This is a genomic window from Delftia sp. 60, assembly GCF_002754395.1.
Classification (GTDB): domain Bacteria; phylum Pseudomonadota; class Gammaproteobacteria; order Burkholderiales; family Burkholderiaceae_C; genus Comamonas; species Comamonas acidovorans.
The window spans coordinates 1,354,054-1,379,083 of the sequence record NZ_PEFD01000001.1; the positions used below are offsets into that span (position 1 = coordinate 1,354,054).

Consider the following 25,030-nt stretch of genomic DNA (forward strand, 5'->3'; position numbering starts at 1 on the left):
CCGTCTTCAGGCCTGCGCGGGCATGGGCGGCAGCAGGCCGCGCTCGGTGATGAAGTCGATCACCTCGCGCAGGCCCTTGCCGCTTTTCACGCTGCCCATCACATAGGGCTTGTGGGCGCGCATGCGCTGCGTGTCGGCTTCCATGATGGACAGGTTGGCGCCCACGTAGGGCGCCAGGTCGGTCTTGTTGACCACCAGCAGATCGCTCTTGGTGATGCCGGGGCCGCCCTTGCGCGGAATCTTCTCGCCACCGGCCACGTCGATCACGTAGATGGTCAGGTCCGACAGCTCGGGGCTGAAGGTGGCGGCCAGGTTGTCGCCGCCGCTTTCGATGAAGACGATGTCCGCCTCGGGGAACTGGCGCAGCATGCGGTCCACGGCCTCGAGGTTGATGGAGGCGTCCTCGCGGATGGCCGTGTGCGGGCAGCCGCCGGTCTCCACGCCCATGATGCGCTCGGGCGGCAGGGCCTCGGCCACCGTCAGCAGGCGCTGGTCCTCCTTGGTGTAGATGTCGTTGGTGATGACCACCAGGTCGTAGTGGGCGCGCATGGCCTTGCACAGCATCTCCAGCAGCGTGGTCTTGCCGGAGCCGACAGGGCCGCCGATGCCGACGCGCAGCGGGGGGAGTTTCTTGGTGCGGGTGTTCATGGTGGACTTGGGGTAAGTGATCAGGACCGGAAGAGCCGGGAGTACTGGTGTTCGTGCCGCGCCTGCAGCACGCTCCATTGGGGCAGCATGGTGTCCAGCCGGGGCGGCGTATCGCTGGCGCGGCGGCGTGCCTCGCCCACGGCCTGCTCCAGCAGCGGATGCAGGGCCAGCAGCAGGCTCTGGCCCGCCACCTGGCCCAGCGGCACGGCCTTGATGGCGGCGGCCACCTGGTTCTCCAGCCAGGCAAAGCCATAGGCCAGCAGGGCATGGTCCTCGTCTGCATCCACGGCGGCGCAGGCACAGGCAAAGGCCGTGGGATAGGCCAGGCCAGGGTTGTCCACAAGGGCGCCCAGTTGTGCGATGCGGGGCGCAAAGGCCTCGCCGCCCCAGGGCACGGAGCGCAGCAGGCTGTGCAGCGACCAGCCCATCTGCAGCGTCTCGGCACGGGCCTCGCGGCTGTCGCGGCTGGCAATGAACCATTGGTTCCATTCGTGCACTGCCCCTTCGTCGCCTGCGCTCCAGGCCCGGCGCAGCAGCAGCCACAGCGGCGCCTCGCAGCGTGCAAAGCCGTGGGCCAGCGCATCGGCAATCCAGGTGCGCGCCGTGCCGGCGTCCGTGACCAGGCCGTGCTCGATGGCGGCCTCCAGCCCCTGCGAATAGCTGAAGCCGCCCACGGGCAGCTGGGGCGATGCCAGGTGCAGCAGGGCGCACAGCCCCTGTATCGACAGGTCAGCCATGCGGATGGTCGTGGCCGTGCCCGTGTCCGCAGCAGCCTTTGTGGTCATGGTCATGGCTGTGGTCGTGGCCATGTTCATGCCCGTGGGAATGATCGTGTGAATGGTCGTGTGAATGGCCGTGTGCGTGCCCATGGTCATGCAGCGCATACACGCTCTGCGCCAGCGCCTGGTCCTCGGCAAAGCTGGCGTCATGGCCGTGGCGGTGGCCGCCGCCATAGGCACCGGCCTCGGGCTCGAAGGGCGCATCCACCAGGGCCACCTGCGCACTCAGGCGCAGCAGCATGTCGTGCAGCACGGGGTCGTTTTCCAGGTGCAGGTGCGTGGGCGTGACCTCCACCGGGATATGCCGGTTGCCCAGGTGGTAGGCCGCACGCAGCAGGCCCAGCGGCGTGGCCGCCGTCACGCGCAACACCGCCTGGGGCGCCGCGCGCACGGCGACCAGGCTGCCATCCTCGGCCACCAGCACATCGCCGCCGCGCAGCACGCTGCCGCGCGCCAGCACCACGGCCAGCTCGCGCCCCGTGGAGTCGATGGCCGCGAAGCGGCTCTTCTGGCGCATGTCCCAGTCCAGTTCCAGCGTGGCGGCGCGCCTGACCAGCACGGCGGCAAGGCCGCCGCCCTGGGGCATGTGTTTGTTGACGGTGAGCATGGGGTGATCAGAACAGAAAATACCGCTGCGCCATCGGCAGCTCGGTGGCGGGCTCGCAGGTCAGCAGCTGGCCGTCAGCCACGACCTGGTAGGTCTCGGGATCGACGCTGATGTCGGGCTGCCAGTCGTTGTGCACCATGTCGCGCTTGCTGACGCTGCGGCAGTTTTCCACGGCCACGGTGCGCTTGCGCAGGCCGTAGCGGTCGGCCACGCCGGCCTGCTGGGCGGCCTGCGAGACGAAGGTGAGGCTGGCCGCCGCCACGCCGCTGCCCTGGCCCGCGAACATGGGGCGGTAGTGCACGGGCTGGGGCGTGGGGATGCTGGCGTTGGGGTCGCCCATGGCGGCGCTGGCGATGCTGCCGCCCTTGAGGATGAGGCTGGGCTTGACGCCGAAGAACGCCGGCCGCCACAGCACCAGGTCGGCCAGCTTGCCGACCTCGACCGAGCCCACGACATGGGCGATGCCATGCGTGCGTGCGGGGTTGATGGTGTACTTGGCAACGTAGCGCTTGACGCGGAAGTTGTCGTGGCGCGCGTTGTCGCCTGGCAGGCTGCCGCGCTGGACCTTCATCTTGTGCGCGGTCTGCCAGGTGCGCAGCACCACTTCGCCCACGCGGCCCATGGCCTGGCTGTCGCTGGAGATCATGGAGAAGGCGCCCAGGTCGTGCAGCACGTCCTCGGCCGCGATGGTCTCGCGGCGGATGCGGCTTTCGGCGAAGGCGATGTCCTCGGCAATCGAGGCGTCCAGGTGGTGGCAGACCATGAGCATGTCCAGGTGCTCGTCCAGCGTGTTCACCGTGTAGGGCCGCGTGGGGTTGGTGGACGAGGGCAGCACGTTGGCCTCGCCGCAGACCTTGATGATGTCGGGCGCGTGGCCGCCGCCCGCGCCTTCGGTGTGGTAGGTGTGGATGGTGCGGCCCTTGAAGGCGGCCACCGTGGCCTCGACGAAGCCACCCTCGTTGAGCGTGTCGGTGTGGATGGCGACCTGGGTGTCGGTCTCGTCGGCCACGCCCAGGCAGCAGTCGATGGCGGCGGGCGTCGATCCCCAGTCCTCGTGCAGCTTCAGGCCGATGGCGCCTGCCGCGATCTGCTCGCGCAGCGGCGCGGCCTGGCTGGCGTTGCCCTTGCCCAGCAGGCCGATGTTCATGGGGTAGCCGTCCACGGCCTGCAGCATGCGCTCCATGTGCCAGGGGCCGGGCGTGACCGTGGTGGCGAAGGTGCCCGTGGCCGGGCCCGTGCCGCCGCCGATCATGGTGGTCACGCCGCTGGTCAGCGCCTCGTCGATCTGCTGCGGGCAGATGAAGTGGATGTGCGTGTCGATGCCGCCGGCCGTGACGATCATGCCCTCACCCGCAATGATTTCCGTGCCGGGGCCGATGACGATGGTCACGCCCGGCTGCATGTCCGGGTTGCCGGCCTTGCCTATGCCTGCGATCAGCCCGTTCTTGATGGCGATGTCGGCCTTGACGATGCCCCAGTGGTCGATGATCACGGCATTGGTGATGACGGTGTCGGCGCAGTCGGCGGCCATGCGCTGGCTCTGGCCCATGCCGTCGCGGATGACCTTGCCGCCGCCGAACTTGACCTCTTCGCCGTAGATCGTGTGGTCCTTCTCGATCTCGATGACCAGGGCCGTGTCGGCCAGCCGCAGGCGGTCGCCCACGGTGGGGCCGAACATCTCGGCATAGGCCTGGCGCGTGATGCTTGCCATGAATGTTCCCTTTCAGAGAGGTCCCATCACCTTGGCGTTGAAGCCATAGATGATGCGGTCGCCGGAGATTTCCACCAGTTCCACCGTGCGCTCCTGGCCCGGTTCGAAGCGCACGGCCGTGCCGGCCGCGATGTTCAGCCGCCAGCCGCGTGCGGCGGCGCGGTCGAAGTGCAGGGCCTCGTTGACCTCGAAGAAATGAAAGTGCGAGCCCACCTGCACCGGCCGGTCGCCGGTGTTGGTGACCGTGAGGGTCTGCACGGGCCGGCCTGCGTTCAGCAGGATCTCGCCGGGCTCGGCGAGCAGCTCGCCGGGGATGATGCGCTCGGTCATGTGCGGCTCCCGCGCTCAGCCTGCCAGCGCCACGGCACCGTAGCCCATGGCGGCCACTCCGGCCAGGCGTGCGGCCCAGGCCGATGCCGTGCCGCCGCGCATGGCCCGGCCAAAGGCCACGCCCAGCGCATGCAGCACCAGCGTGGTGGCGACCATGCCCGCCATGTAGGCCCAGAACACGGCTGCGGGCAGCGCGTGGGGGAAGACCTCGCCATGCGCGTATCCGTGGAACAGCGCGAAGGCGCCGGCCAGCACCATGGCCAGGGCCACGGGCAGGCGGCGCTGGGCCACCAGCAGCAGGCCGAAGGCCAGCAGCGAGGCGGCCACCATGGGCTCCACGGCCGGCAGCTCCAGCGGGGTCTGCGTCAGCGCCAGGCCCAGCGCCATGCATGCCGCAAAGGCCACGGGCGGCAGCCACTGGCGCTGGAGCATCAGCCCGCACCACAGGCCCAGCGCCAGCATGGCCAGCAGATGGTCCAGGCCCGCGATGGGATGGGACAGCCCGGCCATCAGGGCCTGCATGGCGCCGTCACCGGCATGCAGGTGGGCGCCGGCCCCCGTATGGGCGCTGGCGGCCGTGGCAGCGGCCAGCAGGGCCGGGGCGAGCAGAAGGCGGGGATGGAACATGGCGGATCTCCTCAAACGATCGGGTGATGAACGGTGACCAGCTTGGTGCCGTCCGGGAAAGTGGCTTCGACCTGGATGTCCGGGATCATTTCTGGAATGCCCTCCATCACATCGGCGCGCGTCAGCACCGTGGTGCCCAGGTGCATGAGCTCGGCCACGGTCCTGCCGTCGCGCGCCCACTCCAGCACGGCGGCGCTGATCAGCGCCACGGCCTCGGGGTAGTTGAGCTTCAGGCCGCGCGCCTTGCGGCGCTCGGCCACCAGGGCTGCGGTGAACAGCAGCAGCTTGTCTTTTTCACGGGGCGTGAGTTCCATCGATGAGTCTCCGTTGATCAGGTGGCCCACAGGCGCGGGGGGCGGGCTTGTTGATTGAGCAGGGCCGGGCGCAGCAGGCGCCAGCCTTCATGCAGCACGGCCCGTGCCGCCTCCATGCGCCGTGCCAGCACGCGCAGCAGCAGCACCGAGGGTGCGCCGCCCTGGCCGGCCAGCAGGCTGGCGCCGGCGCGCACTTCATCGCTCCAGGGCAGGCTGGCGGCCAGTTGCTCGCTCAATGGCTCCATGGCCGCCAGGGGTTCCGGGGCCACGGCCCAGAGGCTGGCCTGTATGGGCAAGCCTGCCCAGGCAACGGGGCTGGACAGCAGGGCATGGCCGGCGTGCAGTTCACCTTGCTCCAGCCACAGCGGCCGTCCGCCGCATGCGAGCCGGTTGTGAAGCTGCAGGTGCGCGGCAGCGCAGTGGGCGGTGCCGGTGTGGTTCCAGTGCTCGCCCGCGCCATAGCGGCCCAGCACCACGGCATCCCAGCCGATGGCGCGCGCGCCCGGCGCAAGATCCAGGTCCAGCGCCATGGTGGCGTCGGCGCCGGCGAACAGCATGTTTTCCTGTGGCAGCCATTCCAGGATGGCGCCTTCTTCCACGCGCAGCCGCACGCGCTGCGCGGCCGGGCGGCCCTGGGACTTGTACCAGCGCGTGGCGCCCGGTGTGGTCAGCAGGGCGTGGGCGCCGGGCTCCACGGTCACATCGATCTGCAACTGGTCGCCGCCGGCCACGCCGCCGGGCGGGTGCAGCAGCACGGCATGGCAGATGCCGGGGCCTTCGGGGTGCAGCGGTTTTTGCACGCGCAGCGGGCCGCTGTGGCGTGCGTGGGAAAGCACGCTGCCCTGGCCGGCGCGGTGCCCGAAGCGCAGGTCCAGCATGGCCTGCCAGCCCGAGGCGCAAGCGGGCACGGCGGTGATCGGTAGCGCTGCGGACATGGGCGTGACGGGCGGTACAGGGCGTGGTGGTTGTAACGGCCTTTGTCATGCATTTAGCGTGCCAATCCGGTGCAGTGGCGGTTGCGCCATGCTGGTGCGCTGGCGCATCGGATTGGTGCGTTTCCTGCATGGCAAGGCGCGCAAGACGGCACGTTTGCAGTGCATTCTTGCGCAGCGTGCCGCAGGCTGGTGCTCTTTCTTACGCGCGGCCCTGTTGTCGATCTGCCTGGCCTGCCTGGCGCGCGAGGGACCTGTCCCAGGCCACGACGGCCAGCGTGGCCAGGCTCAGAATCAGGCCTGCCACGCTGGCACCTGTCCATCCCCAGTGCAGCCAGACCGCCGAGCCCACGGCCGAGCCTGCCGAGGCGCCGATGAAATAGCCCGTCATATAGACCGCATTGACGCGCGAGCGCGCCAAGGGTGCCAGCGCGTAGATCACGTTCTGGTTGCTGATGTGCAGGGCCTGCAGCGCGGCATCGACGATGAGCAGTCCCGCCAGAAACCACCACAGGCTGGTGCCGCCCAGCCACAGCGCCCCCCAGCCCGCCAGCATGAGCAGGCCGCCGGCCAGCGTGGTGCGCTGCTCCAGCCCCCGGTCGGCCAGCCGGCCGGCCATGTTGGCCATGAGGGCGCCGGCCACGCCGACCAGGCCGATGAGGCCGATCTGCGCATCGCCAAACCCGTAGCCCGGCCCGGCCAGCAGCAGTGCCATGGTCGAGAACAGCACGCTCACCGTGGCAAAGCCCATGCCGCCGATCAGCGCCCGGCTGCGCAGGCGCGGCTGCTCGCGTGCCAGCGTGAGCAGGGAGCGCATCACCGCGCCATAGCCTATGGGCTGGGCCGGCTGCGCCAGGGGCAGCGCGCGCCGCAGCAGCAGGGCAACGCCGGCCGTGGCCAGGGCGCCCACCCAGTAGACGGCATTCCAGCCGCCCAGCTCCGACAGCAGGCCCGCCACGCTGCGTGCCGCCAGGATGCCGATCAGCAGCCCGCTCATGACCAGGCCCACGGCGCGCCCGCTGGCGCCGGGCGCCGCAAAGCTGGCCGCCATGGGCACCAGCACCTGGGCCGCGACCGAGAACAGCCCCGTCATCAGCGTGCCCGCCGCCAGCAGCGCAAAGCTGTGCGCCATGCCGCTGGCCAGCATGCCCAGCGCGGCCAGCAGCATCAGGCCCAGCACCAGGCGGCGGCGTTCCAGCATGTCGCCCAGCGGCACGAGCAGCAGCAGTCCCAGCGCATAGGAGACCTGGGCCATGGTCACCGTCAGCGAGGCACGCGCCTCGCTGATGCCCAGGTCGATGGCGATGGAGTGCAGCAGCGGCTGGTTGAAGTAGTTGGCGCCCGCGCACAGGCCGCAGGCCGTGGCCATGAGCAGCAGGGTGCTCTGGGGCAGCACGGGCGTGGCGGTGGCCTGCATGGGCGGCGAGGGCAGGGCGGGGGCCGGGGAGGATCTGTTCATCGGACGAATGCCTGTGTTATCTGCTTATGGGTGGCAAACGGATGGCTCAGACCCACAGCGGCGGCCGTGCGGGCTGGGCGTGGGCGGGCAGTGCGGCCACGGCATCGACCTCGATCAGCATGCCGGGCAGGGCCAGCCGGGGCACGGGGATCAGGGTGCAGGCCGGAAAGCGCGGCAGGGTATTGCTGGGGGCGCCATCGCTGGGGGCACCGTCGCTCCAATGCAGGCGCACGGCGGCCTGCCAGTCGTTGAAGCGGGCCTCCGAGTGGTCGACGATGAGCAGGGTCAGCTTGACCACCTGGCCCATGTCCGCGCCCGCCGCCTGCAGCGCCAGCTTGAGGTTGGACAGGGCCTGCTGCGCCTGGGCCGCGAAGCTGTCGGGCAGGTCGCCCGCCTGGTTCTCGCCCCCCTGGCCCGAGACGAAGGCCCATTGCGCCGGCCCGTGCACGGTGACCACATGGGTGTAGCCGTTGGGCGTGGCGTCGTAGAGGCCGGCGGGCTGCAGATGGTGCAGTTGCGGGGCCGTGGAAGCGGCGGGCTGCGCCGAGGAGGTGGCAAGTGCGTCGTGTGGCATGTATGGCTTGGAGTCTGAGAGTGGGCCGGACCGGGCGGCGAGGCTTGCCAGTGTGAAACCTCAACCAAAGTTGAGGTCAAATGCAAGCCTGCTTGGACCTATTTTTCCTGCGCCTATTTTCCTGCTGCCATGAATCTGTCTTCTGCCGGTGTCACCGCGTCCGACCATGACGGGCCGGCCATCCTTTCCGTGGGCGAAGTCGCCCGGCGCAGCGGCATCACCGTCTCGGCACTGCATTTCTACGAGCGCCAGGGGCTGATCGAGAGCCTGCGCACGCCCGGCAACCAGCGCCGCTATGCGCGTGCCGTGCTGCGGCGCGTGGCGGTCATCAGGGTGGCCCAGCGCATGGGCGTGCCGCTGGCCGAGATTGCCGAGGCGCTGCAGGACCTGCCCAGCGGCCGCACGCCCACGCAGGCCGACTGGGCCGCGCTGTCCGCGCGCTGGCGCCATGCGCTGGATGCGCGCATCCAGGGTCTGACCCAGCTGCGCGACCAGATCGACGGCTGCATTGGCTGCGGCTGCCTGTCCCTCAAGGTCTGCCCGCTGCGCAATGACGGCGACTGCCTGGCCGAAGACGGGCCGGGGCCGCACTTTCGCTGAACAGGCATGCGCCCTTGGCGGAACTAGTGCTTGGGCATGGGCAGCGTGGGCGTGCGCGTGCACATCCAGCACAGCCAGCCGGCCAGCGCGCCCATGACGATGCAGTAGGCGACCAGGGCCTCGGTGATGCCGATATGGTCCGAGAGCCAGCCCAGGCCCAGGATGGGCACGATGGTGCCCAGGTAGCCGACCACCAGGTACGTGGACAGCAGGCCCGTGCGCGTGGCCGGCGTGGAGACCTTGTTGACGATGGACATGCCCGCCAGGTTGCACAGGCCGTGGCCCGCCGCCGTGGTGATCACGCTGAGCGCGAACAGCAGGGCCGAGCCCGCGAAGCTGTTGACCAGCAGCAGGAGGTTGCAGGCCACCAGGCAGGCAAAACCCACAATGGCCGAGCCCTTGGTCGGGCGCGGGCGCGCCAGGTACTGGAAGCCCGCCGAGAGGAACAGGATCACGCCGATGGACAGGCCCGAGACAGCCGGCCCGTGCCAAGGCACCATGCGCTGCATGAAGCTGGGCGCCAGCGATGCGAACAGGCTGAACATGCCGAAGGCGCAGAACGCGCACATGCCGCCCAGTGCGTAGTGGCGCGCAAAGCGGCGCTCCGGCAGCGTGATGGTGGGCATGAAATCGCGCCAGTGCAGCGCGCGTGCCTGGGTGGAGGCCAGCTCGGCCGGCTCGGCGATGCGCACCTGGTACAGCGCATAGACGGCCAGCAGGCCCAGCCCCAGCGAGGGGATGTAGGCCGTGACCAGCGGCCAGGGCAGCCACTGCGCGATCAGCCCGCCCACCACGGGGCCCAGCCCGAAGCCGAAGGCAATGGTCAGGCTGGTCGTGGCCGCGGCGCGCTGCAGGTCGCCCCGGTTGTTGAGCCGGGTCATGCCCACCGAGGCCGAGGTGGTGATCAACCCCGAAGCCACGCCGATAACCACGCGCCCCAGCGCAAAGCTGGGCACGTTCCAGGCCACGGCGGAGGCCAGCACGCCCAGCGTCATCAGGATCAGCCCGGCGCGCAGCACGGTGACAAAGCCGAATCGGTCGGTCAGCCGGCCCAGGAACAGCAGGCTGGCCAGCGCGCCGAACATATAGGCCACGAAGATCTGCGTGATGTGGCTGGGCTGCAGCCCCCAGGCCTGCTGGTACAGCGGGTACAGCGGGCTGGCCAGGGCGGTGCCCATGACACCCACGCACATGGAAAAACACACCCACGCATAGGGTGGCCAACGGGTTTGCATAGAAAAGGGAGCGAAAAGGGAGCGCGAAGAAAGCGAAAGGGAAAGCGGCGCCGCGCAGGCCTGGCGCCACCGGGGCGCCACGGCACTGTCCGGGAGCGCATGGAATCTGGAATGACCCGCAGGCCAATGGGTGAATTCTAAGAAACCCGCGTGTCCTGAGTGTTTCGCTGCCTCCGAGCCCCTGGCATGGACCCGGGCATACGGCTGGCATCGTGCGCCGGGCGGGCGGGTGTACCCTGTGGCCGTCCCTGTGTTTTCCCTTGTCCAGAGAGTCCGGCATGCCAGTTCCATCCTCCGCTTTCATGACCTCCCAGCCATCCCGCAAGGCAGCGTGGCCCGCGCTTGGCGCCTGCGCGCTGCTGCTGGCCGGCTGCGGCTCGGTGGGTGGCGGCGTGGGCATCGGAATTCCGGTCGGCCCCGTTTCGGTGGGCGTGGGGCTGGGCAGTGGCGGACTGAGTGCCGGGGTCGGCACGGGCGTGGGCCCGGTCGGCGTTGGCGTCGGCGTCAACCAGAGCGGCCAGGTGCTGGGCAGCGCAGGCGTGGGCGCCTCCACAGGCGTGGGTGGCGCGCGGGTCGGCGTGGGCGTGGGTTCATCCACCGTGCTGCACGATCCGCAGCGCTCCAACGTTCAACCGGCCCCGGCCCCGGAGCCAGCGCCTGCCGCCCCGCCTCAGGCCCCGGCCGGCCAGGTGCAATGGCGTGATGCCAGCGGTCAGGTCGTGCCGACCTGCCGCGTAGATGGACGTTGCTGAGCCGGTGCGAGACAGGGGAAAGGCGCGTAGCGCCTCAGGGGGTGCTTCTGATCACCCCGCCCAGACGATGCGGTCGCGACCAGCGTTTTTTGCGAGATAAAGGCGCCGATCGGCATCGGCCAGCAGTTGCTGGGCACTGTTGGTGGGCGAAGGCGCAATGCAGGCCACGCCCAGGCTCACGGTCAGTGCCTGGCCCAGGGGCGAGGCAGCATGAGGCAGGTCCAGCAGCCTGAGCGCATCGACGATGCCCTGCGCCACCAGCACCGCGCCATCCAGCGCCGTATGGGGCAGCAGGCAGACGAATTCCTCCCCCCCATAGCGCGCCAGCAGGTCGCCCGGCCGGTGCAGCGCGCCCTGAATGGCCTGGGAGATCTGGCTCAGGCATTCATCGCCGACCAGATGGCCGTAGTAGTCGTTGTAGGCCTTGAAGTGGTCCACGTCCATCATCACCAGCGACAGCGGCTCGCCCAGGCGCTGCAGGCGCATGAACTCGCGCTCCAGCTGGGCACTGAAGAAACGCCGGTTGGCCACGCCCGTCAGCCCGTCGCTGTGCGACAGCAGTTGCAGCATCTGGCGCTGCTGCGCAATCTCCAGATGCGTGCGCACGCGTGCCTTGAGCACGGCCGGGCGAAAGGGCTTGGTCACGAAATCCACGGCGCCCAGGTTCAGGCCCAGTTCCTCGCAATGGGGCTCGGTCAGCGCGGTGAGGAAGATGATGGGGATATGCGCGGTCTGCAGGTCGGCCTTGAGGCGGCGGCAGACCTCGAAGCCGTCCATCTCCGGCATGCGGATGTCCAGCAGGATGAGGTCGGGCAGGTACTGGCGGGCCAGGGCCAGCGCCTCCTCGCCGGTGTAGGCCACAAGCGGGCCGCACAGATCCTTGATCACCTGGCAGATGATGGTGGCGTTGTCCGGAACGTCGTCCACCACCAGCACCTTTTGCGCGGCAGGCAAGGGCTGTAGCGGGTTGGGCAGCGATGGAGGGAAGGCGGAGTAGGGCATGGCCGATGGGATTTCGGGCCGAGAATACCCCGGAACCCGCAGCCCTGGATAGGGCGCCGCGGGCTTGGACAATTTGTAAAGATATCTGTCTTCGGGAGGCAGGCAGCCCGGTGGCCTCAGGCGTATAGAGGCTCTTCCTGCATGGCCTCGATCTGCTCGTTGAGCATGTCCACCTGCCCGCGCCAGTAGTCGGGCGTGCCGAACCAGGGGAAGTTGATGGCAAAGATCGGGTCGTCCTGGCGCCGCGCCAGCCAGGCGCTGTAGTGGATCAGGCGCAGCGTGCGCAGCGGCTCGATCAGGGCCAGCTCGCGGCGGTCGAAGGGCCGGAACTGCTCGTACCCATCCAGCAGGGCGCCCAGCTGGCGCGTGCGCTGGCCTCTGTCGCCCGACAGCAGCATCCACAGGTCCTGCACGGCCGGGCCGGTGCGCGCATCGTCCAGGTCCACGAAATGCGGGCCGCCGCGGCCTTCGTCGTCCAGCGGCGTCCACAGCACGTTGCCGGGATGGCAGTCGCCATGCAGGCGCAGCGTGCGCGCGCTGTGCAGGCCGAAGTGGCCGGCCGCGCTCATGCCGTCGGCGGCGGGTGCCATCAGGTCCAGCGCGCGCTGGCAGGCGGCCTTCCAGGTGGATTCCACTTCCAGCGGAATCATTTGCCGGTCCAGCAGCCACTGCATGGAGTCGTGGCCGAAGCTGGCCAGGTCCAGCGCCGGCCGGTGCGCAAAGGGCCGGGCCGCGCCCACGGTGTGGATGCGTGCCAGGAAGCGCCCGGTCCACTCCAGCACCTCGAAGTCGTCCAGCTCGGGCGGACGGCCTCCGCGCCAGGGGCTGACCGAGAAATCAAAGCCCGCGTGGCTGTGCAGCGTGGCGCCTTCCAGCACCAGCGGGGGCACGGCGGGCACTTCGGCGGCCGTCAGCTCGGCGCTGAAGGCGTGCTCCTCCAGGATCTGATCGCGGCTCCAGCGGCCCGGGCGGTAGAACTTGAGCACGACGCGATCGCCGTCTTCCAGTACGGCCTGGTAGACGCGGTTTTCGTAGGAGGCCAGGGCCGTGAGCCGGCCGTCGCCCCACAGGCCGACCGAGGCCAGGGCGTCGAGCACCACGTCGGGCGTGAGGCGGGCATAGGCGTGCGAGTTGTCGTCGGGGACGACATTCAGATCAGGATCGTGCGGTGTGGCGGACATGGGCCGATTGTCGCCGGGCTGGCTTAAGCTGTGCGGCTGCCTAGCCTTCGCCGATTCGCCCGCCGTGCCGCTGCTGCCCCATTTCCTGCAATCCCATGCCATAGCGAGCGCCAGCGCCAGCTCCAGTGCGGCAGGCGCATCCGACGACTGGAGCGGCTGGCACCTGGGCCGGCGCCGCTATGCGGTGTGGGTGCTGGAGATCCATGCGCTGGGCCCTGCCGAGGGCGAAACCGTGCGCCGCGCCTGTGCGCAGGCGCGCCAGGCCCTGGCCACTGCGCTGGTTCCGCGGTACGAGCGGCAGCTGCATGTGACCCTGGCCACGGCCGGCTTTCTGGATGGCGATGCGGCCCTGCCGGACGCCTACGGCGCGGCGGAACTATCGCGCGACTTGCGCGCGCTGCAGGACCTGCCGGCCGCACCGCTGCAGCTGGAATTCGGCGGCTGGGGCAGTTTCGAGATGGCGCCGTATCTGCAGGTGCGCGACCGCAGCCAGGGCGGGCCCACGCTGGGCATGCTGCATGGTGCACTCAGGCCGGCAAGACCCGAACTGGCGCTGACCGAGGCGCTGCGCCCCTACGTGCCCCATGTGACGCTGGGCGCCTGGAACGCCGCCTGGCCACGCGCCCAGGTGCTGCAATGGATAAGCGGCCTGCCGATGCTGGAGCACTGGCAGGCCGCCGTGGGCGAGATCGCGCTGGTCAGCTATGCAGCCGACGCCTTGCACGGCCCGTTGACCTGCCATGCACGCTACGACCTCCGGGGTCGCAGGCTGCAATGGCGGGAGCGGCCGGGCTGGGCCTGATCAGACCAGGGTGATCTGCACGTCGATGTTGCCGCGCGTGGCGTTGGAGTAGGGGCAGACCTGGTGGGCTGCGTCCACCAGGGCCTGGGCGGCGGCCTTGTCCATGCCGGGCAGGCTGACCTTCAGGCGGGCAGCGATGCCGTAGGCGTTGGGGATGGTGCCCAGGTCCACTTCTGCGTCGATGGACAGGTCCTGCGGCAGGCTGATCTTCTGCTTGCCGGCCACGGCCTTGATGGCGCCGATGAAGCAGGCCGAGTAGCCTGCGGCGAACAGTTGCTCGGGATTGGTGCCCGTGCCGCTGGTGCCTGGCGAGGAAAGGGTCACGTCCAGGCGTCCGTCATCGGTGCGCGAGGCGCCGTCGCGGCCGCCGGTGGTGTGGGCACGTGCGGTGTACAGGACTTTTTCGAGCTGGGCCATGGTGTCTTCCTTTTGCAAAGTTGTCCGGCTGTGCGGACGGGTGGAGGAAATCGGCAATCCGTTGTCAGTCGCTGCGGCGCGGCGCCAGCCGCTCGCGCAGTGCGCCGAGTTGCTGCGTCAGCGCCTGCAACTCGGGCAGCGTGCACTGCGTGCTTTGCAGCACGCAGGCGGGAATCTTTTCAGCCGCATCGCGCAGTGCCCGGCCTTGCGGGGTGAGCGTGATGCGCACGCGGCGCTCGTCCTGCGCATCGCGCACCCGCTCCAGCAGGTTCGCGCCTTCGAGCCGCTTGAGCAGCGGCGTCAGCGTGCCCGAATCCAGGGTCAGCTGCTCGCCGATCTCCGACACGGTCAGGCCGTCGCGCTCCCACAGCACCAGCATCACCAGGTACTGCGGATAGGTCAGGCCGATGCCGTCGAGCAGGGGCTTGTAGAGCTTGGTCATGGCCAGCGACGCCGAGTACAGCGCAAAGCAGACCTGGTTGTCCAGGCGCAGAAGCTCGGGGGTGTCGGTGGGCAGGGCGTTGCGTGGCATGGGTGGAATTATTGCTGTCAATTAAATTGTGCACAACTTAATTGAGGAAATCCCTCCAGATCGGAGGGGAAGATCGGGAGGGCGAGAAAGGCCTACCGGCCCGTGAAGCGCGCGGGGCGTTTCTCGATGAAGGAGCGCACGCCTTCGGCGGCATCCTCGCTGCTGGCCAGGCGCTGCTGCACGGGAATGAAGTCGGCCACGGCGGCGGCTTGGCCCAGCTCGATGGCCTTGAGCACATTGAGCCGCGTGGCCACCACGGCCTGCGGGGCCTGGGCGGCAATCCGCTCGGCAATGCGCAGGGCCTCGGCCAGTTCCTGGCCGGTCGGCACCACCTTCTGCACGAAGTTCAGGCGATAGGCCTCGGCGCTGTCGAACTCATCGGCCGTGAGCAGGTGCAGCATGGCATTGCCCACGCCCGCACGCTCGGCCATGCGCAGCGTGGCGCCGCCCGTGGGCATGATGCAGCGCTGCACTTCCAGCTGGGAAAAACGGCAGTCATCGGCCGCGACCACGATGTCGGCGCCCAGCATCAGCTCGATGCCCACCGTGAAGCAAATGCCCTTGACTGCCACCACCATGGGCTTGGCGCGGCGCCGGTAACCGACCAGGCCGTAGTCGTGCGGCTCCACCAGGCCTTGCGGGATGGCCTTCCTGCCCGAGCGCAGGTACTCCGCCATCACCGGCAGGTCCAGCCCTGCCGTGAAATGGCTGCCAAACGCATGCAGCACGCCCACGCGCAACTCGGGATCGTCGTCCAGGCGCGTATAGGCCTCGGCCAGCTGCTGGAACATGGGCGGCGTCCAGCCGTTGCGCTTGGCGGGGCGGTTGATCCCGATCAGCAGCACATGGCCGCGCACTTCGCAGCTGATGCAGCCTTCGGGCGGCGGGGTGGGGGTGTTGATGTCCATGGTTGTCTCCTGCGCATGGACCTTAGTGCAGGCCAGGGATAGGTGCAGTCGCGCAGAGGACGGTTGAAAAGGGGGTGAATATCTAAGCAATGCTTTCGTTTTTCTGGGGTTTGGGAAGCTGCTCGATGAAAATCGATAAGGTCGTTTCGATTCATTGCCAGCGCCGTTGCCGATCGATAAGATCGAAACCATGATTTCGATTTCATTGAAGCCATGAAGATCTCCATCGACTCTGTGGATGCACTCGGTGACGCGGTATGGGCCGTTCGCAAGGCGCGACGCTTGCGCCAGGACGATGCAGCAGGCGCCGCAGGCGTGAGCCATGTCTTTGTGCGGGACGTGGAGCGCGGCAAGCCCACGGTCCAGTTTGGGCGCGTGCTGCAACTGCTGTCCGAACTGGGAATCGAGGTGCTCATCGACCTTCCCGAGGGAACCGAGCAGGCCTATCTGCAGCGCCGCCAGGCCAGGCTGCCACCTGAGCCCCATGGTTCCCACGAGTACCGAACGCGCCAGGGCGCACCGGACGGAGGGCCAGCCGCTGAAGTCAGGGAGGAGCCCGGTGCCCGTGACTCGGACGATGCGTTCTTCCGCACTGCCTTCGAAAAGAACAGGCCGTGACCGCACGCATCCTGGACGTATTCATCAACGGCCGGCCTGCCGGAAAGCTGGTCGAAAACAGGGATGTCTGGGGCTTTGCCTATGAGGAGGAGTGGATGGGCGACCCTCGCGCCTTCCCATTGGCGCCCGGCATTTCCTTGGCAAAGCGCAGGCACATCGACGGATCTACGCACCGTAGCGTCCAATGGTTCTTCGACAACCTGCTGCCCGAGGAAGCACTGCGCAGTGCGATCAGCAAAGAGCTGGAGGTGAATGAGCACGATGCCTTCGGCCTTTTGCAGGCCCTTGGCGCGGAATCGGCCGGATCCCTGGTCCTGCTGCCGCCTGGGGCGGGTGCAGCCGAGCGCGGCGCAAGGAGGCTGGAGTTCGGCGAACTGTCACTGAGACTCAGGAACTTGCCGCGCATATCCTTGCATGCCGGATCACCCAAGCGCATGTCCCTGGCGGGAGCGCAGCACAAAATGGTGGTGCTGTACGACGAGAAAACCGCTCGCCTGCAGGAACCCTTCCAAGGGACGGCTTCCAGCCATATCCTCAAGCCGGACTCCACGGCCGAAGGCTATCCGCACTCGACCGTCAACGAGGCCTTCACCATGAAGCTTGCCGGGCGCCTGGGGCTTGATGTGCCGCCGGTGCACCTGCTGTACACGCCCGAGCCGGCCTATGTCATCAACCGCTTTGACCGCGTGTTTGATGAAGCGTCCCAGGAGTGGCTGCGACTGCATGTGGTGGATGCCTGCCAACTGCTCGACCTGGCCCGGACTTTCAAATATCAAGGAGCCAGCATCCAGACACTGGCGTCGTTGATGGACCGCTGCCGCGAAAAGGCGCAAGCCCGGATGGGCATCTATCAGTGGCTGCTGTTCAACACCCTGGTGGGCAACAGCGACAGTCATCTGAAGAATCTGTCGTTCCTGGTGGACCGGGGCGGCGTCAGGCTGGCGCCGTTCTACGATCTCCTGAGCACCGCCGTCTATCACACGCGGGCTTACGCCGATGAACATGCGGTATGGCCACAGGAGCGGCTGACGGTTCCGCTTGCGGGTGCGGCCTTCTTTGCCGACGTGACCTACGGAAAGCTGCTGGCCGCAGGTACGGCCTTGGGCCTGACCCAGAGCACAAGCGGACGTGTGCTCGACAGGATGCTTGGCATGCTGGCTCCGCAGGCCGATACGTTGATCGCAGAATTCGAGGCTGGCCAGCTCCACCAGCCTGCCGACTCTGCAATGGACCATTCCACAAGAAGTGCCCACCTGAGAATGCTCAGGTCGATACGTCACATCGTCATCGAGGACATGTTGGCGCTGGTGCGCAAAACCAAATAGCGCGCGGCCACCAAAACAAAAGGCGAAGGCCAGCCTGAGCTGCCTTCGCCTTCGCTTGGCCTTGGGGGCGGTGTATTAGTAGCTGTACACGCCGCGGCCCGTCTTGCGGCCCAGGCGGCCGGCGGCCACCATTTCCTTGAGCAGGGGGCAGGCGCGGTACTTGCTGTCGCCGAATTCCTTGAGGTAGACCTCCATCACGGCCAGGCACACGTCCAGGCCGATCATGTCGGCCAGGGCCAGCGGGCCGATGGGCTGGTTGCAGCCCAGCTTCATGCCGGCGTCGATGTCCTCGGCCGATGCCAGGCCTTCGGCCAGCACGAAGAAGGCCTCGTTGATCATGGGCACCAGGATGCGGTTGACCACGAAGCCGGGGGCGTTCTTCACGGTGATGGGGCTCTTGCCCAGGCGCTCGGACAGTTCCTTGACCGTGGCGTGTGTCTCGTCGCTGGTCTGCAGGCCGACGATGATCTCCACCAGCGCCATCATGGGCACGGGGTTGAAGAAGTGCATGCCGATGAACTTGTCGGCACGGCCCGTCACGGCGGCCAGCTGGGTGATGGAGATGGACGAGGTGTTGGTGGCGACGATGACGTCGGCATCCAGCAGGGCGTCCAGCTGCTTGAGGATCTTGACCTTGAGCTCGTAGTTCTCGGTGGCGGCCTCGATGACCAGTTGCGCGCCCTTCAGGGCCGCGTAGTCGGTCGATGTCTTGATGCGGGCCAGGGCGGCGGTCTTCTCTGCCTCGGTCAGCTTTTCCTTCTTGATCAGGCGGTCCAGGCTGCCCGAGACGGTGGCCACGCCCTTTTGGACGGCGGCCTCCGAGATGTCCACCATGACCACGTCGATGCCCGATACCGCGCAGGCCTGCGCGATGCCGTTGCCCATGGTGCCTGCGCCGATGATGCCTACGGTTTGAATTGCCATGACTGTCAGTCTCCTCAAACGAACAAAGTGAATGCGAACGTGAATGCGATCCGGCGATCGTAGCGGGATTCGGAGCATCCACCGGGTTTGCCCCGGCTTGCGGCGCCGCGCAGGCGACTGCAACAGTGGATGGCTACACCGCAGGGGAGGGGAGACATGCTGGATTTCATCGTGATCGGAGGGGGATCGGCGGGCTCGGTGCTGGCCGGGCGGCTCAGCGAGGAGGCCGAGACGCAGGTGGCGCTGCTGGAGGCCGGGCCCCCCGACTCCAGCGTGCTCATCCACTGTCCGGCGGGCATGGCCGCCATGGCCAAGGGCGGTCGCCACAGCTGGGGCCTGTCCACCGTGCCGCAACCGGGCCTGGACGGGCGGCGTGGCCACCAGCCGCGCGGCAAGGTGCTGGGCGGCTCCAGCGCGGTCAACGCCATGGTCTATGTGCGCGGCCAGCCGGCCGACTACGACCACTGGGCGGCCCAGGGCAACCTGGGCTGGAGCTGGAGCGAGGTGTTGCCCTATTTCCTGCGCGCCGAACACAACGAGCGCGGCGCCGATGCCTGGCATGGCGCGGGCGGGCCGCTGAACGTGGCCGACCTGCGCGATCCCAACCCGCTGTCGTGGGCCTTCGTGCAGGCGGGCGTGCAGGCCGGCCATGCGCACAATGCGGATTTCAACGGCCAGGCGCAGGAGGGTGTGGGCCTGTACCAGGTCACCCAGCGCAACGGCGAGCGCCACCACGTCGCCAAGGCCTATCTGGCGCCGCACCGTGCCAGGCCCAATCTGCGCGTGGAAACGGGTGCCCAGGTGCTGCGCATTCTGTTCGAAGGCCGGCGCGCCGTGGGCGTGGAGTACCTGCAGGGCGGCACGGTGCAGCAACTGCACTGCCGGCGCGAGGTGCTGCTTTGCGGTGGCGCACTGCTGTCGCCGCAGCTGCTGATGCTGTCTGGCGTGGGGCCGGGCGATCACCTGCGTTCGCTGGGCATCGATGTGGTCCACCATCTGCCCGGCGTGGGCGCCCATCTGCATGACCACCCGGATGTGGTGCTGGTGGTCGATGGCGCGCAGCTGACCGACAGCTTCGGCCTTTCACTGGGCGGTGCGCGCAGATTGCTGGCCGCCGTGGGTCAATGGCGCAGCCAGCGGCGCGGCATGCTGACCACCAACTTCGCCGAGGCGGGCGGCTTCATCCGCAGCATCCCTGGAGAGCCTGCGCCCGATCTGCAACTGCACTTCGTCGTCGCCAAGCTGGTGGACCACGGGCGCAAGACGGTCTGGGGCCATGGCTATTCGCTGCATGTCTGCGTGCTGCAGCCGGCCAGCCGGGGCAGCCTGCGCCTGGCCAGTGCCGACCCGCTGGCCCTGCCGCTGGTGGATCCGGCCTTCTTCTCCGATGCGCAGGACCTGCGGCGCATGGTGAACGGCGTGCGCCGCGCCCATGAGATCCTGGCCCAGCCGGCGCTGGCGGCCCTGGGCGGGCGCGAGATGCCGGCCTCGGCCGGCGCGCAGGACGATGCGGGCATAGAGGCCTTCATTCGCAGCCATGCCGACACCATCTACCACCCCGTGGGCAGCTGCCGCATGGGGCCGGGGCCCATGGACGTGGTCGATGCGCAGCTGCGTGTCTACGGCATCAAGGGCCTGCGCGTGGTCGATGCCTCAGTCATGCCGCGCATCGTCAGCGGCAACACCAATGCGCCCACGGTGATGATCGCGGAGAAGGCGGTGGACATGATCCGCGGGGGAGTCCTCTAGGTGCCTGGTGTGCGCCCGTGCGCCATGGCCTGCTCCGGGATGGAGGCCGACGGCTGCGGCCCCTGCTCCTCGGACGCGGCCACCGGACTCAGCCGCACCTGCGTCCAGCAGTCGCGCCCGCGGCGCTTGGCGGCGTAGAGGGCGGCGTCTGCGGGCGCCAGCATCAGTTCCAGGCACAGGCCGTTCCAGGCCTGGGGTGCGTGGGCGCAGCCGGCGCTGAAGCGCACTTCGAAGCCCAGCACCTTGCGCGAGGCCTGCAGCAGCGCGGACTGCAGGCGGGTGCACAGGGTGTCCACGCCGTCGTCCGTGGTGTAGAGCAGCAGGCAGAACTCCTCGCCGCCCCAGCGCGCGGCGATTTCGTCGCTGCGCAGCTGCTGCTGCAGCAGGCGGGCGAACAGGCACAGCGTCTGGTCGCCCACGGCGTGGCCGTGCTCGTCGTTGACATGCTTGAAGTGGTCCAGGTCCAGCATCACCAGGGCCAGGGCCTGGCGGTGGCGCTGGGCATGGGCCAGCATGGCGGGTGCGCGCTCCAGCAAGGCGCGGCGGTTGGGCAGCCCGGTGAGCATGTCCTGCAAGGCCAGGTCGCGCAGTTGCTGGCTGGTCTCGTCGCGCCAGGCCACGAGCACGGCCACCATGAGCAGCGTGCTGCTCAGCGTGGTCAGCAGGGCGAAGATCTGGTTGGCGCCGCTGTCTGCGGTGAAGCTGGGCAGGAAGGGCGTGGCCAGGGCCAGGTAGCTGCGCACGAACAGCATCAGCCCCATGAAGGCGGCCACGCCGCACATCAGGTAGCGCCAGCTGCGCGCCACGGGCCGCTGTGGGTCCAGGCACAGGCCGGCCAGCGCCATCAGGCACAGGCCATGGGCGGCGCTGAACCAGCCGGTGCGCAGGGCCGCCTGGGGCAGCAGCAGCGCAAAGCCCAGCGGCCCCAGCACGCACAGCGCGATCAGGCCGCGCTCCAGCAGCATCGGGCGCGGCCCCAGCCATTCGCGCAGGGCGCGCGCCATCTGCCACTGGGCGGTGGCGGCCAACGCCGCAGCACCCAGCGACAGCAGGTCACGTCCCATCAGGCCTTGGGGCAGGCGGCTGGCGATCAGGATGAGGGTCCAGGCCAGGGCCTGCATCAGGAAGAAGTGCTGCGCATGGCGCGCCGCACCGCTGACGCGACGCCCCATGGCCAGCGGCAGGGCGGCCGACATGGCCATCATGTTGATGGCCACGACGGCGGTCATGGAGAAAAAGTCCAGGGTAGGCAGCGTGGATGGCATGTGCGTCCCTGGATGGCGGTGCGAAGCGTGGCCCGTGAGAAGCGGTGGCCGGTGGCGGGGCGCTACTGGAACGCCACCTCCGCGAAGCTGCGCAGCTTGCGGCTGTGCAGGCGCTGGGTGCCGCCTTCGCGCAGGATGTCGATGGCGCGCATGCCGATGCGCAGATGCTGGTCCACGCGCTCGCGGTAGAAGTGGTTGGCCATGCCGGGCAGCTTGATCTCGCCGTGCAGCGGCTTGTCGGAGACGCACAGCAGCGTGCCGTAGGGCACGCGGAAGCGGAAGCCGTTGGCCGCGATGGTGGCGCTTTCCATGTCCAGCGCCACGGCGCGGCTCTGGCTGAAGCGCAGCTGGGGCAGGTTGTTGGGCAGCAGCTCCCAGTTGCGGTTGTCGGTGCTGGCCACAGTGCCGGTGCGCATGATGCGCTTGAGGTCGGGGCCGTCCATCTGCGTGACATCGGCCACGGCCTGCTGCAGGGCCAGCTGGATTTCGGCCAGCGCGGGAATGGGCACCCACAGCGGCAGTTCCTCGTCCAGCACATGGTCCTCGCGCACATAGGCGTGGGCCAGCACGTAGTCGCCCAGTTGCTGGCTGTTGCGCAGGCCCGCGCAGTGGCCCAGCATCATCCAGGCGTGCGGGCGCAGCACGGCAATGTGGTCGGTGATGGTCTTGGCATTGGCCGGGCCCACGCCGATGTTGACCATGGTGATGCCGCTGTGGTCGGCGCGCACCAGGTGGTAGGCCGGCATCTGCGGCAGGCGCGGCGGCGGCGTGCCCAGCTCGTCATTGGGCTGGGCCGGCAGGCCGGTGCGGCGCGTGACCACGTTGCCGGGCTCGATGAAGGCCACGTACTCGCTGTCCTCCCGGGCCATCTCGGCGTGGCCCAGGCGGATGAATTCGTCGATGTAGAACTGGTAGTTGGTGAACAGCACGAAGTTCTGGAACCACTCGGGCTGGGTGCCCGTGTAGTGGCGCAGGCGGTGCAGCGAGTAGTCCACGCGCGGGGCGGTGAACAGGGACAGCGGCAGGGCCTCGCCGGGATGCGGGCGCCAGGTGCCGTTGGCAATGCCGTCGTCCATGGCTTCGAGGTCGGGCAGGTCGAACACATCGCGCATCAGCTGGCGCCGCTCGCGCGTGAGCGTTCCCTCGATGTGGTCGTTCTCGGCGAACGAGAAGTGGATGGGAATGGGCTTGTCGCTCAGCCCCACCTCCAGCGGCACGCCGTGGCTCTTGATCAGCAGGCGGAACTGCTCGGCGTAGTAGCGCGAGAACAGGTCGGGCCGCGTGAGCGTGGCCTCGTGCGTGCCCGGGCCCTCGACGAAGCCGTAGGCCAGCTGCGTGTCGGCGCGCGCCACGGTGCTCGTGTGCATGCGAACGAAGGGGTAGTAGGCGTGGACGGGAGCGGCCGGGGTTTCGCCGGAGACGAAGCGCTGCATGTTCGAGCGAAGGTGCTCTATCTGCTCCCGGTAGATCTGCTGTACGTGCTCCAGGGCCCGCTGGGGGTCGGTGTGCAAGGTGGCTGCGGCCCTGGAGGCCTGCGAGGGGTTGTGAAGCAAAACCATGGGCTATTGTCGTTGGACTGGATGACTGTTGTGCAATTGCCAGGCGCGCGCCCTCTCGGCCGGCAGGGGGGGCGCCACAAGGTATCCCTGCATCATGCCGCAGCCCAGCTCGCGCAAAAGCGCCAATTGGGCAGGTGTTTCCACGCCTTCCGCCACGATGTCCAGGTGCAGGCTGTGGCCCATCTGCACGATGGCGGTGACGATGGCCGTGTCGTCCTCGCTATCGGGGACGTCGGCGATGAAGGAGCGGTCTATCTTGAGCTGGTTGATCGGGTGGCGGCGCAGGTAGGCCAGGGAGGAGTAGCCGGTGCCGAAGTCGTCGATGGCCAGGCCCACGCCCAGGGCCTGCAGCGCCTGCAAGGTGTCCTGCACCTGCCCGCTGGTGTGCATCAGCGTGGACTCGGTCAGCTCGATGTGCAGCCAGCGCGCCTCCAGCCCCGTTTCCTCCAGCACCTGTGCCACCTCGCGCGCCATGTCGCGCTGGCGGAATTCCAACGCCGAGAGGTTCACGGACAGCGGCACCGGCGCCAGGCCCTCGTCCTGCCACTGGCGCGCCTGGCGGCAGGCCTCGCGCAGCACCCAGTGGTCTATGGCCGAGATCAGGCCGCGCGCCTCGGCAAAGCCGATGAACTCGCCGGGCAGCACCAGGCCGCGCTGCGGGTGGCGCCAGCGCACCAGGGCCTCGAAGCCCGCCAGCCGGCCATCGGCCGTGAAGGTCTGGGGCTGGTAGTACAGCTCGAACTCGCCGCGCTCCAGCGCGCCGCGCAGCTGCTGCTCCTGCATCAGCATCTGGGCCTGGGTGGCCTGGCCGTCCTGGGCGGGTGCATAGAACTGCAGGTTGCGCCGGCCGCTGTCCTTGGCCATGTGCATGGCGCTTTCGGCGCGGTTGAGCAGCTCTTCGGCGTTTTTCCCGTCGCCGGGGTACATGGCGATGCCCATGCACGGCGAGATCACCAGCGGCGTGCCATCGATGGCGCAGGGCGCCTCGATGATGCGCTGCAGGTGGCTGGCCTGTGTCTCGGTTTCCTGCGGATCGGGGTCGTCGGTGAGCACGACCACGAACTCGTCGCCGCCCACGCGCGCCACCAGGTCGTGGGCGCGCACGCTGCCGCGCAGGCGCTGGGCGACCTCGCACAGCAGCAGGTCGCCGGCCTGGTGGCCCAGCGAGTCGTTGATGGTCTTGAAGTGGTCCAGGTCGATGATGAGCACGGCCAGGGCGCGCCGCTTGACCGAAGCCAGCGACAGCGCCTGGCGCAGCATCTGGATCAGGCGCACGCGGTTGGGCAGCTGGGTGAGCTGATCGTGCTGGGCCAGGAAGTCCATGCGCTCCTGCGCCAGCTGGCGCAGCGTGATGTCGCGCACCAGCACGATGCGGTAGGGCCCGCCCTCGGCCGGCATGGTCTTGGCCTCGATCTCCACGGGGATGCGGTGGCCATCCTTGTGCTGGATGGCGCCGTCGAAGCGGTCCTCGCGGCCGCTGCGCATGTACTGCAGTGCGTAGAGGCGGAACTCGGGGCAGATGTAGTCGAGGATGGGGCGGCCGGTCAGCTCGTCCAGCGTGTAGCCGGCCAGGCGGGACAGGGCCTCGTTGCCGTCGATGATCAGGCCATCGCGGTGCATGACGATGGCCTCGGTCGTGACCTCGGTGAACTTGCGCATGCGCTCTTCGCTGTCGCGCACCTTCTGCGCCACATGGTGGTGGTGGCTCACGTCGGTGATCTGCACCACGGCGCCCTGCAGCTGCCCGTGCTCGAAGTGCGGCATCAGCAGCGATTCGATATGGCGAGGCGGTCCATCCGGCTGGGGCACCTCGCGCTCGTAGCGCACATGTTCGCCGCGCAGGCCGCGCTCCACATGCTCGGCGATGAGCTGCCACACGGCTTCGCCCACGATCTCGCGCACGGTCTTGCCTATCGCCTCGGCGGGCGTCAATCCGAAATTGCGTGCGTAGTTGATGTTGGCGAAGCGGCAGCGCAGCGTGCGCGCATCGAAGTAGGCCAGCATGGCCGGAGCCGTATCTGCTATCAGCCGCAACAGCGCATCGTCGGGCCCCGTGTCTTGCGCATCGATGTTCTCTGGCATGCGTCCCCCTCGCTGGGGATTTATAGCGGAATCGCAGAGATTTTGATAGCGCTCTTGTGCGAGGGTGAGCGGCCGCTGACGCGTGGGAGCGCGTGCGG

Annotated in this window: 26 protein-coding genes; 6 read left to right on the forward strand and 20 right to left on the reverse strand. The window is 68.5% G+C overall.

The genetic code is table 11. The features are described from left to right. Positions 1–6: 6 nt before the first annotated feature. From ureG to CLV01_RS06175, 10 genes are all read right to left on the reverse strand, one after another. Positions 7–648: an urease accessory protein UreG gene (ureG, locus tag CLV01_RS06130; protein WP_016446573.1), complete on the reverse strand. Its 642-nt coding sequence runs from the start codon at positions 646–648 to the stop codon at positions 7–9. 20 nt (positions 649–668) lie between these two features. Further along, positions 669–1,385 (reverse strand): urease accessory protein UreF, encoded by a 717-nt coding sequence (locus CLV01_RS06135; RefSeq protein ID WP_099734758.1) that lies wholly within the window; start codon positions 1,383–1,385, stop codon positions 669–671. After that, positions 1,378–2,034, reverse strand: a complete 657-nt coding sequence (ureE, locus tag CLV01_RS06140; protein WP_099734757.1) for an urease accessory protein UreE — start codon at positions 2,032–2,034, stop codon at positions 1,378–1,380. Before ureE ends, CLV01_RS06135 begins: the two co-directional genes overlap by 8 nt. Before the next feature lie 7 nt (positions 2,035–2,041). Beyond that, positions 2,042–3,745 carry an urease subunit alpha gene (gene ureC / locus CLV01_RS06145; RefSeq protein WP_012203113.1) on the reverse strand — a complete coding sequence of 568 codons (1,704 nt, stop codon included), beginning with the start codon at positions 3,743–3,745 and terminating at the stop codon, positions 2,042–2,044. A gap of 12 nt (positions 3,746–3,757) precedes the next feature. After that, positions 3,758–4,063, reverse strand: a complete 306-nt coding sequence (locus CLV01_RS06150; RefSeq protein ID WP_174538844.1) for an urease subunit beta — start codon at positions 4,061–4,063, stop codon at positions 3,758–3,760. Positions 4,064–4,090: 27 nt separating this feature from the next. Beyond that, positions 4,091–4,702 carry a HupE/UreJ family protein gene (locus tag CLV01_RS06155; protein WP_034390122.1) on the reverse strand — a complete coding sequence of 204 codons (612 nt, stop codon included), beginning with the start codon at positions 4,700–4,702 and terminating at the stop codon, positions 4,091–4,093. Between the two features lie 11 nt (positions 4,703–4,713). Beyond that, complete coding sequence (locus CLV01_RS06160) at positions 4,714–5,016, reverse strand: urease subunit gamma (RefSeq protein WP_012203116.1); 303 nt, start codon at positions 5,014–5,016, stop codon at positions 4,714–4,716. 17 nt (positions 5,017–5,033) lie between these two features. Further along, a complete protein-coding gene (locus tag CLV01_RS06165) occupies positions 5,034–5,951 on the reverse strand; it encodes an urease accessory protein UreD (protein WP_099734756.1) in 918 nt (305 codons plus the stop codon). A gap of 199 nt (positions 5,952–6,150) precedes the next feature. Continuing rightward, positions 6,151–7,407, reverse strand: coding sequence for an MFS transporter (locus tag CLV01_RS06170; protein WP_099734755.1), 1,257 nt, complete (start codon positions 7,405–7,407; stop codon positions 6,151–6,153). 46 nt (positions 7,408–7,453) lie between these two features. Beyond that, positions 7,454–7,981 (reverse strand): RidA family protein, encoded by a 528-nt coding sequence (locus tag CLV01_RS06175; RefSeq protein ID WP_099734754.1) that lies wholly within the window; start codon positions 7,979–7,981, stop codon positions 7,454–7,456. 129 nt (positions 7,982–8,110) lie between these two features. On the opposite strand from CLV01_RS06175, the gene soxR reads away from it, so the two are divergent. After that, positions 8,111–8,581 carry a redox-sensitive transcriptional activator SoxR gene (gene soxR, locus CLV01_RS06180; RefSeq protein WP_013804325.1) on the forward strand — a complete coding sequence of 157 codons (471 nt, stop codon included), beginning with the start codon at positions 8,111–8,113 and terminating at the stop codon, positions 8,579–8,581. A 23-nt stretch (positions 8,582–8,604) separates the two neighbouring features. Here soxR and CLV01_RS06185 read toward each other — a convergent pair whose 3' ends face one another. Next, entirely contained in the window at positions 8,605–9,816 is a 1,212-nt protein-coding gene (locus CLV01_RS06185) for an MFS transporter (protein ID WP_439822635.1), read from the reverse strand. Positions 9,817–10,094: 278 nt separating this feature from the next. Here CLV01_RS06185 and CLV01_RS06190 point away from each other — a divergent pair, with 278 nt between their 5' ends. Beyond that, positions 10,095–10,568: a hypothetical protein gene (locus CLV01_RS06190; RefSeq protein WP_099734753.1), complete on the forward strand. Its 474-nt coding sequence runs from the start codon at positions 10,095–10,097 to the stop codon at positions 10,566–10,568. Between the two features lie 51 nt (positions 10,569–10,619). Here CLV01_RS06190 and CLV01_RS06195 read toward each other — a convergent pair whose 3' ends face one another. Both CLV01_RS06195 and CLV01_RS06200 read right to left on the reverse strand, forming a co-directional pair. Beyond that, positions 10,620–11,570 (reverse strand): diguanylate cyclase, encoded by a 951-nt coding sequence (locus CLV01_RS06195; protein ID WP_099734752.1) that lies wholly within the window; start codon positions 11,568–11,570, stop codon positions 10,620–10,622. Between the two features lie 116 nt (positions 11,571–11,686). Then, positions 11,687–12,751, reverse strand: a complete 1,065-nt coding sequence (locus tag CLV01_RS06200; protein ID WP_099734751.1) for a serine/threonine protein kinase — start codon at positions 12,749–12,751, stop codon at positions 11,687–11,689. Between CLV01_RS06200 and CLV01_RS06205 the strand changes: the two genes are divergently transcribed. Continuing rightward, on the forward strand, positions 12,750–13,553 hold the full coding sequence (locus CLV01_RS06205) for a 2'-5' RNA ligase family protein (protein ID WP_099734750.1): 804 nt from the start codon (positions 12,750–12,752) through the stop codon (positions 13,551–13,553). The genes CLV01_RS06200 and CLV01_RS06205 overlap by 2 nt on opposite strands. Here CLV01_RS06205 and CLV01_RS06210 read toward each other — a convergent pair whose 3' ends face one another. From CLV01_RS06210 to CLV01_RS06220, 3 genes are all read right to left on the reverse strand, one after another. Beyond that, entirely contained in the window at positions 13,554–13,970 is a 417-nt protein-coding gene (locus tag CLV01_RS06210; protein ID WP_012203126.1) for an organic hydroperoxide resistance protein, read from the reverse strand. A gap of 64 nt (positions 13,971–14,034) precedes the next feature. Then, the gene (locus CLV01_RS06215; protein WP_012203127.1) at positions 14,035–14,502 is read right to left on the reverse strand and encodes a MarR family winged helix-turn-helix transcriptional regulator; all 468 of its coding nucleotides are present in this window, start codon (positions 14,500–14,502) and stop codon (positions 14,035–14,037) included. 92 nt (positions 14,503–14,594) lie between these two features. Next, complete coding sequence (locus tag CLV01_RS06220; RefSeq protein ID WP_099734749.1) at positions 14,595–15,410, reverse strand: crotonase/enoyl-CoA hydratase family protein; 816 nt, start codon at positions 15,408–15,410, stop codon at positions 14,595–14,597. A 213-nt stretch (positions 15,411–15,623) separates the two neighbouring features. On the opposite strand from CLV01_RS06220, the gene CLV01_RS06225 reads away from it, so the two are divergent. Both CLV01_RS06225 and CLV01_RS06230 read left to right on the forward strand, forming a co-directional pair. Continuing rightward, entirely contained in the window at positions 15,624–16,028 is a 405-nt protein-coding gene (locus CLV01_RS06225) for a helix-turn-helix domain-containing protein (protein ID WP_043825756.1), read from the forward strand. Beyond that, entirely contained in the window at positions 16,025–17,353 is a 1,329-nt protein-coding gene (locus CLV01_RS06230; RefSeq protein WP_099734748.1) for a HipA domain-containing protein, read from the forward strand. The genes CLV01_RS06225 and CLV01_RS06230 overlap by 4 nt, the downstream gene beginning before the upstream one ends. 75 nt (positions 17,354–17,428) lie before the next feature. Here the strand turns inward: CLV01_RS06230 and CLV01_RS06235 are convergent, their stop codons facing one another. Beyond that, positions 17,429–18,277, reverse strand: a complete 849-nt coding sequence (locus tag CLV01_RS06235; protein WP_012203129.1) for a 3-hydroxybutyryl-CoA dehydrogenase — start codon at positions 18,275–18,277, stop codon at positions 17,429–17,431. Positions 18,278–18,433: 156 nt separating this feature from the next. On the opposite strand from CLV01_RS06235, the gene CLV01_RS06240 reads away from it, so the two are divergent. Then, entirely contained in the window at positions 18,434–20,026 is a 1,593-nt protein-coding gene (locus tag CLV01_RS06240; RefSeq protein WP_099734747.1) for a GMC family oxidoreductase, read from the forward strand. Here CLV01_RS06240 and CLV01_RS06245 read toward each other — a convergent pair. The 3 genes from CLV01_RS06245 to CLV01_RS06255 form a co-directional block, all read right to left on the reverse strand. After that, positions 20,023–21,291, reverse strand: a complete 1,269-nt coding sequence (locus tag CLV01_RS06245; protein WP_099734746.1) for a GGDEF domain-containing protein — start codon at positions 21,289–21,291, stop codon at positions 20,023–20,025. The genes CLV01_RS06240 and CLV01_RS06245 overlap by 4 nt on opposite strands. Before the next feature lie 62 nt (positions 21,292–21,353). Continuing rightward, a complete protein-coding gene (locus tag CLV01_RS06250) occupies positions 21,354–22,850 on the reverse strand; it encodes an AMP nucleosidase (RefSeq protein WP_012203132.1) in 1,497 nt (498 codons plus the stop codon). A gap of 3 nt (positions 22,851–22,853) precedes the next feature. Then, entirely contained in the window at positions 22,854–24,932 is a 2,079-nt protein-coding gene (locus CLV01_RS06255) for a putative bifunctional diguanylate cyclase/phosphodiesterase (protein WP_099734745.1), read from the reverse strand. Between the last annotated feature and the right edge of the window lie 98 nt (positions 24,933–25,030).

Excerpts from the sequence above, each read along its gene's own strand:
- ureG (WP_016446573.1), bottom strand. The coding sequence starts at position 648 with ATGAACACCCGCACCAAGAAACTCCCCCCGCTGCGCGTCGGCATCGGC.
- CLV01_RS06135 (WP_099734758.1), bottom strand. The coding sequence starts at position 1,385 with ATGGCTGACCTGTCGATACAGGGGCTGTGCGCCCTGCTGCACCTGGCA.
- ureE (WP_099734757.1), bottom strand. The coding sequence starts at position 2,034 with ATGCTCACCGTCAACAAACACATGCCCCAGGGCGGCGGCCTTGCCGCC.
- ureC (WP_012203113.1), bottom strand. The coding sequence starts at position 3,745 with ATGGCAAGCATCACGCGCCAGGCCTATGCCGAGATGTTCGGCCCCACC.
- CLV01_RS06155 (WP_034390122.1), bottom strand. The coding sequence starts at position 4,702 with ATGTTCCATCCCCGCCTTCTGCTCGCCCCGGCCCTGCTGGCCGCTGCC.
- CLV01_RS06160 (WP_012203116.1), bottom strand. The coding sequence starts at position 5,016 with ATGGAACTCACGCCCCGTGAAAAAGACAAGCTGCTGCTGTTCACCGCA.
- CLV01_RS06165 (WP_099734756.1), bottom strand. The coding sequence starts at position 5,951 with ATGTCCGCAGCGCTACCGATCACCGCCGTGCCCGCTTGCGCCTCGGGC.
- CLV01_RS06170 (WP_099734755.1), bottom strand. The coding sequence starts at position 7,407 with ATGAACAGATCCTCCCCGGCCCCCGCCCTGCCCTCGCCGCCCATGCAG.
- CLV01_RS06175 (WP_099734754.1), bottom strand. The coding sequence starts at position 7,981 with ATGCCACACGACGCACTTGCCACCTCCTCGGCGCAGCCCGCCGCTTCC.
- soxR (WP_013804325.1), top strand. The coding sequence starts at position 8,111 with ATGAATCTGTCTTCTGCCGGTGTCACCGCGTCCGACCATGACGGGCCG.
- CLV01_RS06185 (WP_439822635.1), bottom strand. The coding sequence starts at position 9,816 with ATGCAAACCCGTTGGCCACCCTATGCGTGGGTGTGTTTTTCCATGTGC.
- CLV01_RS06190 (WP_099734753.1), top strand. The coding sequence starts at position 10,095 with ATGCCAGTTCCATCCTCCGCTTTCATGACCTCCCAGCCATCCCGCAAG.
- CLV01_RS06195 (WP_099734752.1), bottom strand. The coding sequence starts at position 11,570 with ATGCCCTACTCCGCCTTCCCTCCATCGCTGCCCAACCCGCTACAGCCC.
- CLV01_RS06205 (WP_099734750.1), top strand. The coding sequence starts at position 12,750 with ATGGGCCGATTGTCGCCGGGCTGGCTTAAGCTGTGCGGCTGCCTAGCC.
- CLV01_RS06200 (WP_099734751.1), bottom strand. The coding sequence starts at position 12,751 with ATGTCCGCCACACCGCACGATCCTGATCTGAATGTCGTCCCCGACGAC.
- CLV01_RS06210 (WP_012203126.1), bottom strand. The coding sequence starts at position 13,970 with ATGGCCCAGCTCGAAAAAGTCCTGTACACCGCACGTGCCCACACCACC.
- CLV01_RS06215 (WP_012203127.1), bottom strand. The coding sequence starts at position 14,502 with ATGCCACGCAACGCCCTGCCCACCGACACCCCCGAGCTTCTGCGCCTG.
- CLV01_RS06220 (WP_099734749.1), bottom strand. The coding sequence starts at position 15,410 with ATGGACATCAACACCCCCACCCCGCCGCCCGAAGGCTGCATCAGCTGC.
- CLV01_RS06225 (WP_043825756.1), top strand. The coding sequence starts at position 15,624 with ATGAAGATCTCCATCGACTCTGTGGATGCACTCGGTGACGCGGTATGG.
- CLV01_RS06235 (WP_012203129.1), bottom strand. The coding sequence starts at position 18,277 with ATGGCAATTCAAACCGTAGGCATCATCGGCGCAGGCACCATGGGCAAC.
- CLV01_RS06240 (WP_099734747.1), top strand. The coding sequence starts at position 18,434 with ATGCTGGATTTCATCGTGATCGGAGGGGGATCGGCGGGCTCGGTGCTG.
- CLV01_RS06245 (WP_099734746.1), bottom strand. The coding sequence starts at position 21,291 with ATGCCATCCACGCTGCCTACCCTGGACTTTTTCTCCATGACCGCCGTC.
- CLV01_RS06250 (WP_012203132.1), bottom strand. The coding sequence starts at position 22,850 with ATGGTTTTGCTTCACAACCCCTCGCAGGCCTCCAGGGCCGCAGCCACC.
- CLV01_RS06255 (WP_099734745.1), bottom strand. The coding sequence starts at position 24,932 with ATGCCAGAGAACATCGATGCGCAAGACACGGGGCCCGACGATGCGCTG.